7 protein-coding genes are annotated in these 16643 nt (G+C 36.3%); all 7 read left to right on the top strand.

Going from position 1 to position 16643, the window contains the following annotated elements:
* The first annotated feature begins 4 nt into the window (after positions 1-4).
* The 7 genes from mtnP to QZN33_RS02440 all read left to right on the top strand — a co-directional run bounded on the left by mtnP (position 5) and on the right by QZN33_RS02440 (position 15926).
* A complete protein-coding gene (mtnP, locus tag QZN33_RS02470) occupies positions 5-763 on the top strand; it encodes an S-methyl-5'-thioadenosine phosphorylase (RefSeq protein ID WP_296789246.1) in 759 nt (252 codons plus the stop codon).
* 10 nt (positions 764-773) lie between these two features.
* Positions 774-1343: a flavodoxin family protein gene (locus tag QZN33_RS02465; protein ID WP_296789243.1), complete on the top strand. Its 570-nt coding sequence runs from the start codon at positions 774-776 to the stop codon at positions 1341-1343.
* A gap of 1 nt (position 1344) precedes the next feature.
* Positions 1345-1665 carry a NifB/NifX family molybdenum-iron cluster-binding protein gene (locus QZN33_RS02460; RefSeq protein WP_296789242.1) on the top strand — a complete coding sequence of 107 codons (321 nt, stop codon included), beginning with the start codon at positions 1345-1347 and terminating at the stop codon, positions 1663-1665.
* Positions 1666-1724: 59 nt separating this feature from the next.
* Entirely contained in the window at positions 1725-2558 is an 834-nt protein-coding gene (locus QZN33_RS02455; RefSeq protein WP_296789240.1) for a class II glutamine amidotransferase, read from the top strand.
* 37 nt (positions 2559-2595) lie between these two features.
* Entirely contained in the window at positions 2596-3993 is a 1398-nt protein-coding gene (locus QZN33_RS02450) for a glutamate--cysteine ligase (protein ID WP_296789343.1), read from the top strand.
* A gap of 461 nt (positions 3994-4454) precedes the next feature.
* Positions 4455-5036, top strand: coding sequence for a 30S ribosomal protein S3ae (locus tag QZN33_RS02445; RefSeq protein ID WP_296789236.1), 582 nt, complete (start codon positions 4455-4457; stop codon positions 5034-5036).
* A gap of 468 nt (positions 5037-5504) precedes the next feature.
* Positions 5505-15926 (top strand): Ig-like domain repeat protein, encoded by a 10422-nt coding sequence (locus QZN33_RS02440; protein WP_296789232.1) that lies wholly within the window; start codon positions 5505-5507, stop codon positions 15924-15926.
* Positions 15927-16643: the final 717 nt, after the last annotated feature.

The raw sequence follows: 16643 nt of genomic DNA, 5'->3' as shown, positions 1-16643 counted from the left end.
TTAAATGATAGGTATAATCGGCGGAAGCGGAGTGTATGAAATCACACAGAAAGCAGATTCCTGTGTGAAAGAAATGGTTAAAACAGACTACGGCGAAGTTGAAGTTTCAATTCTTGAGATTTTCTCCAAAAAAGTGGCTTTCATACCTCGTCATGCATCAGGTCACTCAATTCCACCTCATAAAATTAATTTCAGAGCCAATATCGATGCATTAAAAAATGTTGGCGTTACTCAGATAATCGCTACAAACTCAGTGGGATCTATGAACGAAAATATGCCTCCGGGCACTTTTGTTATCCCGAATGACTTTTTGGATTTCTCACAGGACAGGAAAAAAACATTCTATGAAGATAAGGTTGTTCATATAGATGTTACAGAACCATATTGTCCTACTTTAAGAGATATTCTCGCCAAATCAGGCGATGTCATTTTAGGAGGCACATACGTCTGTACAGAAGGGCCAAGATTTGAAACTCCTGCTGAAATCCGAATGTTTAAAATGCTTGGAGGAGACCTTGTGGGAATGACAGGTCTTCCGGAAGTTACACTGGCACGTGAAAGGGAAATGTGCTACAATTCAATATGCATCGTATCCAATTACGCTTCAGGAATCTCAGAAAATGAGCTGACCATCGATGAAGTGTTTGAAATGGTCGGAAAAATGGAAGCTCGTCTACTTGAGATGATATACAATTTTATAAAAAATGCAGAAGATTCACCAGATTGCCAATGTCATCACGCATTAGATGGTGCAGAAGTGTAAGTGTGATAATATGAGTAAGGTTATTCTATTAAATGCTAGCCCAAGAGGCAACTCAAACACAGGTATTGTTCTTGAGCAGTGCGCACGTGAAATTGAAGCAGAAGGCGTTGAAGCTGAAATCATCTCACTTAAGGGAATGAAAATCCAGTCCTGCATTGCATGTCTTAAATGCACAGAAACTGGCAACTGCGTTTTAAACGATGGTCTTGCAGATATTATTGAAAAAATACGTCATGCTGACGGTTTCATACCTGCTGCACCGGTCTATTTCGGAACCGCAAGAGGAGATATCATGGCAGCACTTCAGAGAATTGGTAAAGTCTCTCGTGGGGGAGATAAATTCCTTGACTGGATGGTCGGAGGTCCGATTGCTGTTGCAAGACGTGGTGGTGTTACTTTAACACTTCAGGAAATGATGATGTTTTTCGCAATCAATAATATGATTGTTGCAGGAAGTACATACTGGAATATGGTGATTGCAGGTCCTGAAGGAACTGCACTTGAAGATACGGAAGGAATAGAAACAATAAGGCTTTTTGGAAGAAATGTAGCTAAAATAATTAAAAAAGTAAGGGATTAAAATGCGTTTGGCTGTTGTATCATCTGATGGTGAAAATGTGGATTTGCACCTCGGACGAGGAAAATCAGTATATGTGTATGACTGGGAAGATGAGTTGGATTTTGTCGAAAAAAGAGATATTGAAATAGCAGAAGATTCAAAACATCAGGGGGGAAAGGTTATTAAGGCCTGTGAGGATTGTGATGTTTTAATTGCTGTTCAGTATGGTTTTAAATCCAAGATTAAAGCTGAAAATGCTGAAATAAAATTAGTAATGGATGAAGGGCCGATTGATGAGGTTCTTCAAAGATATATTGACCATGTCAATTTCATGAAAAATTAAAAATATTTATTAACAATTGTTATTAAAAATATAATAGGGCAATGTGAGGATTGTAGAAAATGTGTGAAATTTTTTGTTTTAATTCAAAAGCTCCAAAAGAGATAAATAAAGCTCTTAATCAATTTTACAATCACTCCGACAAACATCCTCACGGATGGGGACTGGCCAACATCAAATCTGATAGGTATATCATAGATAAGGAACCTGTAAAGGCATCAGAGAGTGAAAAACTGAAAAAAATACTCTCCAAACCGATTATTGGAAAAATGGTATTTGCACATATCAGACTGGCCACAATAGGAAAACTGACTCCTTCAAACTGCCATCCTTTCGTTAAAAAAGATAATACTGGGCGCTGCTGGATGCTTATGCACAACGGTACCGTATTCAACTATCCTGGGCTTGAAAAATATCAGGAAATTCAAAAAGGAAGCACTGACTCTGAAAGAATACTTCTTTTTATCATCGATAAGGTAAATGAGTTTGAAAAGAGTAAAAACGCATTGCTCACAACCGAAGAGAGATTTAACTTAATAACGGATATTATCTCTGACTTATCTCGTGAAAATAAGATTAATATTATGATCTGTGATGGCGAGCTGACTTATGTCCACACAAATCTGAAGGATTCTCTTCACTCTTTAAGGACAGATAATGGGTTGATTTTAACATCATGTCCTTTAAATGACGATAAAAACTGGAAAACTGTTGATATAAATAAGATTTATGGGCTTAAAGATGGTAAAATAATTTTAAAAAGCAAAAACCATGGAAATGAATTTATTTTTACAGAAAAACATGAAGAAATTATTCGCGAAGCTATCAAATCACTGGATAAGGAATTATATGACAAATTGATGGAAGAATACGACAAAAACGCTATGTCTTTTTAGATAAATTTCAGTAAAATATGGGGGATTTTTCGTGCTGATGGATTTGGTTGATTTATCAAGGTGTTCAACAAAGGATATCATGGCAGGACATTTTGGAATTGAATGGGAAAGTTTAAGAGCAAAAGCGGATGGAAATCTTTCTTTGACTCCTCATCCGAAGGTATTTGGAGATAAATTCAAAAATCCTTTGATTACAACTGATTTTTCCGAAAGTCAAATTGAAATAATAACTCCTGCTGTCGATTCGCTTGATGAGGCTTTTGATACATTCGTTTTGCTGGCTGATGTGGTTAACTATGCTCTTGAGGAGGATGAATGTCTCTGGTTTCAGTCAATTCCTTGTATTTTACCTTATTGGGACAGAATACCAATAGCACAATACTCTGGTGAAGGTGAATCTTCACAGAAATACCGGGAAGGGCTGGCTAAAAAGTACGGTGTTAAAAAACAGATGATTTCAGGTGTTCATTTTAACTTTTCATTTAGTGATGACTTTTTAAACAAATTTAAGGAAGTTTTAAACCTTGATATGTCTCTTCAGGAGTTTAAAAATGAAGTTTATCTAAAAATAGCCCGAAACTACTTGAGATATTCCTGGCTGATAATTTATCTGACTGGCTGTTCAATAGGTTCTCACAATACGTTTTCAAATGAATGCATACATCTGATGGATGCAAAAGATGATTTTGGAAGCTTTTATTCAACAAAAGGACCTTCATTTAGAAATTCCTCCTGCGGTTATAAGAATCTCAAAGATTTATATCCTTCATACGCTTCTTTGGATGAATTTACCTCTGATATTGAAAAATTTATAGAAAATGGGGATTTATCTGAGGCTAAGGAGCTTTATACTCAAATAAGATTAAAACCTAAAAATCCTAAAGATTTGTTAAATTCCCTTAAAGAAGATGGAATTCAGTATATTGAAGTTAGAACATTGGATATCAATCCGTTTTACCAGTGTGGTCTTGTAAGGCATGACATGAATTTTCTTCATTTATTTTTAATATATATGATGGTAAAGCGTGAGTCTGATTATGTCGACTGGCAAAAAGAAGCCAAAATCAATGAGGAAGCAACAGCTGAAAGGGCTTACACTGATTCAATGAGACTTTTAAAGGATGGTGAAGAGGTTACTCTTAAAAGCTGGGCTTCAGATATTATCAATGAAATGTACGGCATGTGTGAAGTTTTAGGAATTGATGAAGGTCATACATTAAAGCTGATGCATGACCGTGTTTCAAATCCTGATTTGACATATGGCAAAAGGATGCTCAAACTCATAGAACGTGACGGATACATTAACACTCACATGACCTTGTCCAAGAATAATAAAATCAACAGTATTAACAGGATGGAAAATATGGATTCTGATGAGCTTGAGAGTCTTCAGGAGTATATTGAAATTGCTTTAAGCGGCCTTATGTGCATGTAAATTAGTTCAAAAAATTATATTGTAACTTTTTTTAAGTTCTATTGTAACTTTTTTGAAAATGTTTCTGTGTGCTTTATTTCACAATTAAAGCGTTTTAAAGGTGAATAAATTTTTCTCCAATATGCATGAAAAATTTTATTACTTTTTATTTTCTCAAAATTTTACTTATTTTAAGCAATTTCAATAATCTTTATATATCATGAATAAAATAACTATTCATAACCTTTATGGGCGGGTTTTAAAAAAATAGAACTTAATTACAAATATTTTCTTTAAATGAGCTAATTTGAGCTCATAATAGTCAAAAAAGAGATTGTAAAAGTATACTTATCTTAAATCATTTTTACAGTTTATTTTGTGTAGTAAATGATAAACTACCTAATTTAAGACTATTTTTAAAATTAAATGGCGAAACGCTAAATTACTAAATAATTATAGATTAAAATTAAACGGTTGATATAATGGCAAAAGCAAAATCAAGACGTAGAGTACGTGATACATGGAAAGAAAAATCCTGGTATACTATTAAAACACCAGTAAACTTTGAAGATAAAGAAATTGGAGAAACTCCAGCAAAAGATCCAGAACTTCTTATTGGTAGAGGAGTAGAAGTTACTATGAGAGAATTATCTGGGGACTTCTCAAAACAATACATCAAACTCAGATTTGAAATTGATAATGTTGCAGGTGATGTTGCAAACACAAAATTCACCGGACACAAAACAACCACTGATTACGTAAGAAGCATGATCAGAAGAGGAACTTCCAGAATCGATGCTTCAGCAGTTGTTAAAACTAAAGATGACCGCAGATTAAAATTACAAGTTTTAGCTGTAACCACCAGAAGAGCTAAATCTTCCCAACAAAGATACATGAGAAAAGTCATTGAAGATTTACTCAGAGAAAACGCAGCTGAAAAATCATTTGATGATTTAGTAAAAGTATGTGTTAACGGTAAATTAGCATCTGAAATTTACCACAATGCTAAAAAAATCTACCCTCTTAAAAGAGTAGAAATCATCAAAAGTAAAGTAATCAAATAAGATTACTTTCTTCATTTCTTTTTTTTATACAGTTTGATATTTTTTTCATATAATTTCTGTTTTTTTGTTTTCAATTTTTAAAAATTATATCTTGTAGAATTAGGTATTTTTATATTAGGCCTTAAATTTGTTCAAGTATTATTGTTTTTGTTTGTAATAATTCAAATTAATCTTTAGATTGCTTTATAATAATATTATATTATATTATAATGCTTGATGTGGTTTATTTTTAACATTTGCTTTTGGTGTAATATTGTATTTATATTGCATTTTAGTCAAATATTAATTACATTACGCGCCCAATTTGTGAAAATGTTCATCAATTTTAATATTTTCTGAACCTTATATAGTTTTTTGGCCATTCTACAATAAACAAAAACATATATACATCTTTTAACTTAAATTAATATCAATGTAGGCGTCGAAAAACGGCCTATTTTATATCTAATAAAATATGGAGTTGTATGTATGAATAAGGAAAAAATAACAATATTGATTTTAATGGTTTTGGTGTTGTTTTCTGCACTGTCTGTTGTCTCAGCGACAGATAATGCAGTCAACAATGCCATATCTGGCGTAGATGGTCAAAATACCATCGAAATGACTGATGATTTTGATGCATTAAAAGCATCCTCTGCAACATTTAACCAGCTTGACGGGGTAGTGCAAAGTGCCGGTTCCGGAGCGACTGTGGTGCTCGATAGAAACTATACTTATGCAGGTGATGGTGATAAAAACGGAATCACCATTGACAAGGACCTGACAATTGACGGTGCAGGATATACCTTAAACGGTGCAGGTCAATCTTCAATATTTAAAATAATGGGAAATTCACAGGTTACTTTGAAAAATATCAATTTCATCAATGCATATGGTGTTAACGGTTCTGCTGTCAGTTTTACTGCTGATGACAGCGTCAGCATCATCAATTCAAAATTCATAAACAACGTCGCTTTAACAAGCGGAGGAGCAGTCTACATTGCAAATACCTCTACAATAACCACAAATTCAAAAATAGTCAATTCCTTATTCATAAACAATAAAGCAGCAAACGGTGGAGCAATATCTGCAAGAGGAACATTGCTGGACGTTCTTTCATCAAGATTCACAAATAACTCCGCTTCAAATAACGGAGGATCCATATTTTTCGATATTGGAATTTATTTAAACAATTCAGTATTCATAAATGACCATGCAGGTGTAAACGGCGGTGCCCTTTACCTGTACTCCACTGTAAACAATATTTCCACTTTATCTCCGGAAGCTCTTAAAAAATACGGTCTTTACTCAAGCACATTCATAGCATGCAGCGCAGGTACAGACGGCGGTTTTGCATACATATACGGCAACAGAGGTACAGTAAACGGCATGACCGTAATCAACTGTACTGCCGGCAGAAACGGTGGTGGAGCATATATAGACGGTGACCGTGGAGTGGTATCAAACTGTACTTTTATCAATAACACAGCTTCCCAGAACGGTGGAGCTCTTGTATGGAGTGGTATCAACGGTATGATTTATGACTGTAATTTCATCAACAATACAGCTCAAAGAGGTAACGGTGCAGGTATTTACCAGAAACCTGAAGATGATGTATCAGTATTTGACGGTATAACTATAATCAACGCTTCTACTTTTTCAAATAACGTCGCATATCAAAACGGTGGTGCAATATATGTAAGCGGAATATTTGCAGTAATCCACCATTCCCTTTTCACAAAAGATGAGGCAAGAGACGGTGCAGGAATCTATCTTGACGTTGGAGCATCAATAGAATACTGTACACTTATCGCAGAATCTGCCAAAAACAATGGTGGTGCGATATATCTGTCTGCAAGCAACATTGACACAGAAGGTGTGGATCCGTATTATATAGCTCTTCTTCGCGATAATGTCGGAGTAAGACATTCTACAATCATTAACTGCAGTGCAGCTTATGACGGCGGTGCAGGTTATGTTGCCGGAAATAACGGAGTTGTGGTGAATATTACAATGATTGGAAACAGTGCAGGTCACGACGGTGGTGCAGGTTATATTTCCGGTAACTTCGGTAAGTTATATAACTCCACAATAATCAACAACAGGGCGGCACGTGACGGAGGTGCACTTACATGGACAGGTAACGGGGGTGTTATTGATAACGTAACATTCATGCTTAACCGTGCTGACGGAGGAAGTGGTTCAATTTGCGTTAGAGGTTCAAACTCAAGCATTTCACGCTCCGTTTTCACCCTCTCCAATGCAACACTGAACGGCGGTGCAATATATGTATACGGTCATAATGTAAACATCACAGATTCTCTCTTTGATAAATGTGCTGCTGCAGCTTATCACGGCGGTGCAGTATTTGTAGAAGGCTCTGATACCTATATTAAAAACTGTAACTTTACCATGAACAGGGTTAATGTCGGTATAGGTCAGGGAGGTGCACTGAACGTTTTAGGTAACGGCACTCAAATTATAGACTGTAATTTCGACCGCTGTACTGCATCCAAAGGCGGTTTTGTATATGTTGCTGGTGATGACGTTAAAATAATCAATGTAACAGGTATGCACAGCTTCGCTGCAAGAGGAGGAGCATTTTACATAGAAGGGGACAAAGTTCAGGTCCATAATGTTGACTTTGAATTCAATAATGCAACTGAATACGCCGGAGCGTTATATATTGCAGGAGATTTCGCAATCATAACTGATATTACTCTTGCTAAAAACATCGCTTATAATAGGGATGGTGGTGCAATTTACATTGAAGGGTTAAATACAACAATCATTAATGCTGAACTGATTCAAAATAGGGTAACCGGAGCTAATGCCAAAGGTGGAGCTGTATATGTAAAAGGTGACTTTACAAAAATATTGAATTCAACATTTGAAATGTGTACTGCCTACGATGGTGGAGTACTCTATATTGATGGGGATTATGCATTGATTGACGGTTATTCCTGTCTTAAAAGTCTTGCTAACAATGACGGTGGTGCAATGTATGTTGCAGGAGATTATGCAACAATCGCCGATTTCAATATAGCTCTTACCAATGCAACCAACTATGGCGGTGCAATTTATGTTGCAGGAAACTATTTAAACATTCACAATTCCAATTTCACCATGTGTACAGCTTACAATCACAATGGTGGTGCAATATATGTTTTAGGTTTAAACACAACCATTTACAAATCCAGCTTTACAATGAACAAGGTAAATAACCAGACTGGTTGCGGAGGATCCATTGCAATTCATGGAAACAATACAAAAATACTTAATTCCACTTTCATGCAATGTAATGCTTATGATGGGGGTGTAATTTACATTAACGGTTCAAATACTTTAATTGACGGTTATTCCTGCATTATGAGTTTTGCGGCAAATAATGGTGGCGCAATATTCGTAGAAGGAAATTATGCAAATATTGCTGATTTTAACATTTCCCTTACCAATGCAACCAACTATGGAGGAGCAATTTATGTGGCCGGTGATTTCACTAAAATCAACAATTCAAGCTTTACAAGATGTATTGCAGACAATTATGATGGTGGTGCTCTTTATATTGCCGGAGCAAATGCAACTGTGTCCAATTCAAAGTTCCTGCAAAACAGGGTTAATCAGGAAAGCGGCCGTGGAGGTTCAGTTGATATTACAGGAAACTACACAAAACTATTAAACTGTACATTTATAATGTGTACTGCTTTTGACGGAGGTGTTGTAAACATTGAAGGTTCACATGCATATATTGACGGATTCGTATCAAACATGACCTCAGCAACCAATCAGGGCGGTGCCTTATACATTGCAGGTGACCATGCAACAGTAAATCATTTCAACATCGGCTATTCAAATGCTACCAATGACGGCGGAGTCATCTACATTACAGGAGAAGATGACGTAAACATCCTCAACGGTGTTATCAATACCTGTATTGCAAGATATGGTGACGGCGGTGCATTCTATCTTGGTGGTTACAATACGACAGTTATAAACTGTTCATTTGATAGAACACAGGCATTAAACAGTCGTGGTGGAGCCATATTTATTGAAGGAGACCTTGCGCTTGTCAAGGATTCAAATTTCGTCCGCAGTTTTGCAAATACTGGTGGAATCATCTATATTTTAGGTACAAATGCAAGCATTATCAATGATAATCTCACCTACAGCTGGACTGTTGAGTCAGGAGGTTCCATTTACATTGAAGGGGACGACGTATTGATTGCCGACAGTCTCTTTGCATTTGCAAATGCAAGTTCTTCCAAAAGTGACACTGCAGGTTTTGGTGGTGCAATATTCATTTATGGAAATAACGTAAATATTACCTCGTCTGTATTTTTCAAAAACATTGCAGAAGGAGGCGGTTCCGGAGGAGCTATATACATAATGGGTGAAAACGCAAATATCGAAAAATCCAATTTCACATATTGTATCGCACCGGATTATAATGGTGAAGGAGGAGGATTCGGTGCAGCAGGAGCTATTGCGATTGGAGGAGATGATGCTTCAATACGCCAGTCCAATTTCAAATATTGTACTTCCCGTAATGGTGGTGTGATGTTTATTGCAGGTTCAAATGCACAAATAACTGATTTGAACATCACAAGATGTTCTGCAACCAATGATGGTGGAGCATTATACATTTTTGGAGAACATACAAATGTTTCAGGAACATCATTTGATCATGTGAAATCCGAAAGGGCCGGTGGAGCAGTATATATAAGATTCGGTGAATACACAAACATTGAAAACTCCAATTTCACATTCTGTAACTCAACAACAGGTGGAGCCATTGATATCGACGGTAATGATATAAAAATATCCTCATCCAATATGGTGGACTGTTACGGTGTGGAAGATGGTGGAGCTATCTACATTTCCGGAAATAACGTTACAATGCTGGATTCCAATTTCACCAGATGTTTTGTTCAAAATAACAATGGTGGTGCAATCTACTGGATAGGTTCAATAGGTTTTGTAAATAACACCTATTTCATAAACAATACTTCTCCTAGACTTGGTGGAGCAATCTTCATGCGTGAAAACTCCAAAATCACATTTGACTTCACTCACTTCATCAATAACACTGCGGGAATCAATGGTGGAGCTATTGATTTCAACCGTGGAGCTCACGATGAGGTTATCTTCAATTCAACATTCGTAAATAATAAAGCTAACAGGTCTGCAGGTGCAGTATTCTGGTTCGGTACAAACGGTACAATCAAAGATTCAGTTTTCATCAACAACACTGCTTTAGGTATTGTCAATTACACAGATTCCTATGGTAATGTTACCTATGGTGGTTACGGTGGAGCTGTAATGTGGACAGGTGCACAGGGTATTGTAGACAACTGTACATTTATAAACAACTATGCTCAATACAACAATGCTACCAAATCCGGTGGTCGTGGTGGAGCAGTATATCTGCAGGGTAGTGATGTAGGTAACGGTCACGATACAGCATTCTATAATTCCCTTTTCATAAATAACACTGCAGGATACAATGGTGGTGCTGTAGACTGGTTTAGAGGTGCTGCAAACGGTTGTGTGGAAAATTCCACTTTCATAAACAACACTGCTCACAGATCAGGTGGTGGTATATACTGGAGCGGTATAAACGGTACAATCAGAAACAGTACTTTCATAAACAACACTGCTACAGGTGATATTACAGATGCAAACGGCGGTGGAGACGGTGGAGCTGTCCTCTGGGTAGGTCCTGAAGGTTTCATCGACAGGGTATATTTCGAAAACAACACAGCTGCATACTCCGGTGGTGCAATATACCTTAAAGGATCAGACAACGGAACTGATGTTCACTGTAATGATGTATTTGTAGACCATGGTGTATTTAAAAACAACAGAGCAGGTTTAAACGGTGGTGCTGTTGACTTCCAGCAGGGAGCTACCAACGGTAAACTGTCAAATTCAGTATTTATCAACAACACTGCACTTAGAAATGGTGGAGCATTATTCTGGTACGGACACAATGGTACAGTGTTCAACACAACATTCATCGAAAATGAGGCATTGGGTCTTGTTGACAGTGATGCGAGAGGAGTGCATAAATATGTCGATGAGTACGGAAATCCTATTTTAGGAGGTTCTGGCGGAGCTATATCCTGGATTGGGGATATTGGTAAAATAAATGATTCCACATTCACAGACAACACTGCTCGAAGATTAGGGGGTGCAGTATTTTTAAGAGACAACAGTTTCACCACATTTGCAAATGATAAATTCACAAACAACACTGCAGGAATTAACGGAGGTGCAGTTGACTTTAACCGTGGAGCTCATGATGGGGCCATTATCAACTCAACATTTGAAAACAACGTCGCTAACAGATCTGCAGGTGCGGTATTCTGGTTTGGAACAAACGGTACAATAAAAGATTCCACTTTTAAAAACAACACTGCATTAGGTATTGTTGAATATAAAGATTCCTATGGTGATTTAACATACGGCGGTAACGGTGGTGCCGTACAGTGGACTGGTGCTAAAGGTCTTGTTGACAACTGTAAATTCGAAAAAAACTCTGCAGCAAGACGTGGTGGAGCAGTTTACCTTCAGGGAAGTGATGCTGGAAACTGTACTGACTCAACATTCAGTTTCTGTGAATTTGCAAACAATTTAGCTGGAACCAACGGTGGTGCTGTTGACTGGCATGAAGGCGCACATAACGGTAACATATTCAATTCCACATTTGAAAACAACACAGCTAACGCCAATGGTGGTGCAGTATACTGGAGAGGTCATGACGGTGAGATTATAGGTTCCAATTTCACAAACAACACTGCAAAAGGTCTAAATCCAGGTTCCTATGGAAATGTCGGTGACGGAGGCGCAATATTCTGGGCAGGTCTGAACGGTCTTGTGGATGACTGCAGATTCACTGACAATGAAGCTGTTAAAAACCCTGATTATGATGTTGGTGGCCGTGGTGGGGCGGTATATATTGAACCGTGCGATCACGGAAATAAAAATACTACATTCAGAAACGTTTACTTTGCAGATAACGTTGCAGGAACAAATGGTGGAGCTATTGACTGGCATGCAGGTGCTGAAGATGGTTTAGTGGAAAATGCCACTTTCATTAACAACACTGCTAAACGTTCAGCAGGAGCAATATTCTGGAACGGTCACAACGGTACAATAAAATATTCAAAATTCTACAGCAACAAAGCTTTAGGTATAGCCAACGCTACAAGCGTTTTAGGTGACGTCACATACGGAGGTGACGGCGGAGCTGTAATGTGGTCCGGGGCACTGGGTAACGTTATCTATTCCAATTTCGTAAATAATACTGCAGCTAAACGTGGTGGAGCAGTATTCCTGCAGGGAAGTGAAGATGAAAAATGCGACAATACAACATTTAGAAGTTCATACTTCGCAAATAACATAGCAGGATATAATGGTGGTGCTATTGACTGGTATCATGGAGCCAGACACGGTATTGTGGACAACTCAACATTTGTAAATAATGTTGCAAAAAGATCCGGTGGGGGTATATACTGGAGTGGAATTGACGGTACAATCAAAGATTCCACTTTCACAAACAACACTGCTCTGGGCAATATTACTGATGCCAACGGCGGCGGTGACGGTGGAGCAGTCCTTTGGGTTGGCCAAAACGGAATCATCAATGGTTCAAAATTCAAAGACAACCGTGCTGCTTACTCAGGTGGTGCAGTATTCTTAAAAGGAAGCGATGACGGAGGTGAAGGCCACTGCAACAATGTAGCTATCGACAACGGACTGTTTGAAAATAACTTTGCAGGACTTAACGGCGGAGCTGTTGACTTCCAGGAAGGAGCCGTCAACGGTAGACTTTCCAATTCAAACTTAATCAACAACACTGCTTTGAGAAATGGTGGTGCAGTATTCTGGTACGGTCACAACGGTACAGTAAAATCATGCAATTTCACAGATAACAAAGCTTTAGGTCTTGTTGATGAAGATGCAAGAGGAGTTCATAAATATATTGACAGTGACGGAAATAAAGTATTGGGTGGATCCGGTGGAGCTGTATCATGGACTGGTGATATAGGTTCTATTACTGACTGTAATTTCATTAAAAATAATGCAGAAAAACTGGGTGGAGCAGTATTTTTAAGAGACAATCTCTACACTACATTTAACGGTGCTAACTTCACTAATAACTCAGCAAAACAGGGTGGAGCAATATACTGGAAATCCCAGTCAAATGAAATTTTAACAGACTGCATACTGACAGGAAATGTTGCAAGTAAAGGTTCAGCTATTTATCTTGCAAAAAATAATCTTGAAATTATCGACTCCGTATTGCTCAACAACAAGGCGGATTCTCAGGATTTAGTCTTAAACGTAACAAAAACTAATAATAATCAAACAATTGATGTTGTAGCAACACTTAGGGGTAATGACAATTTAGTCAATGCAATATGGAATGACGGAACAATCGGCCTTACCAATGTGACTTACTTAGGTATTGACGGTGTTACAAACACTGGCAGTGAACGTAGAGTTCCTGTTGTACTTGCAGACGACGTAAAACCTGGCGATTATGATAATATTTATCAAACACAGTATGAGGATTATCAGGACATAACATTTTATATTTATGACAGGCAGAACAATCTTCTCACCGGCAAAACAGTCAAAACAAATATTTCAGGTATGGCCAGATTTAAATATGCTTCAAGTTCCGATAAATTATATGAATTAGTATTCCATCCGGATGATAATTATTACACTGGAATTGAAAATTCAACATCCAAAAAATTAGCTTATGCAATTATTCCGGCTACTGATATGTACTATCTTGAAAATGAATCATTTGTCATCAGTATTGTTGACAGGCAAAATGAAACAGTACCTTCTGGAAACGTTACAGTATTGCTGAATGGTGCTGAAATAGGCAATTTCACTTTAGAGGATGGCAAAACCCCTCAAATTGTCTTAACCAGTTTGCATTGCGGAACATATAATGTGACAGTTAAATACACTGGCAGTGAAGATTTCTTCCCGGCAATTAACTCAACAACATTTAAAGTTATGAAAATCGCTTCATTCATAATTCCAACAATTGAAAACTACACTTACGGCGAAAAAGGAAAAATGATTATAAAAGTTCCTGAAAATGAGGCCAATACAATTTCAATCAACTTAAACGGCAAAACTTATGAAGTTAAAGTCAATGAAAGCGGCTGTGCTGAATTTGAAATTCCTGAACTTGACTTCGGAGTATATGAGGTTGAATTAGACTATCCTGAAACAAACAACTACTTTAAATCCGCAAACAGGACTTCCTTTGAAATATATCCTGGAGTTGACCTTAATATTGTCAAATCAGCAAATGCAAGAGAAGTTTATGTGGATGAGGAGATCACATACACAATTGTGGTTTATAATGCAGGTTTAGGTAATGCAACAAATGTAAAAGTCTCTGAAAAACTTTCAAAATCACTCAAATTCATATCAGCTGATACAGAATACGGATATTACAGCGAAAATGAAGGAGTATGGTATGTCGGTAACTTAAACTCTTCAACCAGTGCTACTTTAACATTAACCGTTAAAGCAATATCTGCAGGAGAAGTTAAAAATACAGTATCTGTTGGGGCTCTTGAAAAAGACTTAAATAGTTCGGATAACAATTTCACATGTGAAAATGTAACTGTTATACAGAGAGATTCTCCAATTGAAATCGACGTTAAAGACATCACTTACGGTGAAGCTATTGTTATAACAGTTAAAGCTCCAAAAGACAGCAACGGGACTGTAAACGTTACAGTCTGTGGTGAAACATACAATGATCTTCCGGTTTATGATGGGCAGATAGTATTTGAATACGATAGTCTTGCGGGAGGAGACTACGATGTTGATGTAACATTCAGCGGAGACAATAAATACAAGCCAAATTCAACACATGCATGTTTCAATGTAGCAAAATTAACACCTGAAATTAAAATTGAAGTAGTTGACATTAAAGAAGGCGAAATTGAAGTATTGAATGTTACTGTCAATGCTCCTGGAACTGTATTAATCACTGTTGATGGGTTAACAATTGAGATTCCATTGGAGGATGGTGTCAAAACCACTGATGTTTTAGCTTTAGGAAATACATTAAACTATGATGGTAAGGCAACATGGAATCTGATTAATTTGCCTTTAGGCGCTCATAATGCATTTGCAGTCTATAAAGGCAATGAAAATTACACAAGTGTTAATACAAGTGCAGTATTCCATGTTAGGGCGGATGTTGGTGATGTTTCTATCATTATTTCAGATATCAAGGTGGGGGATGATGAAATAATCAATATCAAATATCCTGAAGATGCAACAGGAGATGTAACAATCATTATAAACGGCAAATCATACACCAAATCTTTAAGAAATGGTGAAGTGACATTCACAATTCCTAAACTCAAGGCGGGAAAATATAAATTTGGCATTTACTATTCTGGTGATGATAAATACTTGCCTGATGAGAGTGAAGGATCCTTTAAAGTATCCAAAGTGAAAATCAAGCTCACTGAAGACAACATCGATTTCGACGGTAAAAAATTCACTGTAACTCTTCCTAGTGATGCTGAAGGCACTGTAACAATTGAGATTGATGGTAAGGTTTACACAAAAGCTGTTAAAAATGGAAAAGCGGTATTTGAACTTTCAGGTTTAAAATATGGTGACTACAGCATTTTCGTTTCATATTCAGGTGACGATAAATATGATGAGGTATCAGAATCATTCATGATAAATGTTGATTTTGATAAGGGGTCTGGTGCAACACATGAGGGTAAATCTTATGGTAAACTCTCTTCAGAGTGGGTTAACTTGTCAGATTATGCAACTGGTAATCCTGTTTGGATTATACTGTTGATTTGTGCTCTGATTGGGCTAATTAGGCCAAGGAGATATCGAAAATAGTTTACATTTTTGTATACAATATATTTTTCAATGGAAATTATGTTTAATAAATTCAGTGATTATTTATTGATTTCAATATTTCCATTTTTTTAAATATTTGCTCAGTTTTTTTTGAAGCATCTTTTGTTCTATTTTGTGATTCAATTTGGAGGAGTGTAGTTTGATCGACAGATGGACACTTGACTTCTAACCATCTTGGATATTGTAGTTGTAAAAAAATTTTAGCCAATATTAAAAAATAATTTACTTTAAGTTATTGTATAAATTTACAATATAATTTTCATTATTTCTTTAAAATGGTCTTTATTTCATATTTATATGTTTTAAATAGCTTATTTTTCATCATTAAATTGGAGTGATGGAATATATGTTTATTTTCTTAATTTTTACCTAATTTTGGATAAATTACAGATTTTAATTGATTTAAATGGTTGTAATGAAAAAGGGCAATATATACTGTATATTTTTTTCTGTAACTCTGTAATTTGTCTATTATTTTCTATTAATATTGGTTCTCATTTAATTATTTCATTCAATTTTTAATATTGTATACTATTAGTATATTTTTTTATATAAATATTCAGAATGATTTATTATCATTGAATATTTTTTAATAATTATTTTTTTTATTACAGTTATGTTTTTATTAAAAATTTATTTTTGAATAAAATTTATAATTTTTTCTAAATTATGAATAAAATTTTATATTTTTCAAAT

Origin of the sequence: uncultured Methanobrevibacter sp. (assembly GCF_900314615.1) — an archaeon.
Taxonomy (GTDB): domain Archaea; phylum Methanobacteriota; class Methanobacteria; order Methanobacteriales; family Methanobacteriaceae; genus Methanocatella.
This window is presented reverse-complemented; position numbering and strand designations above follow the sequence as displayed.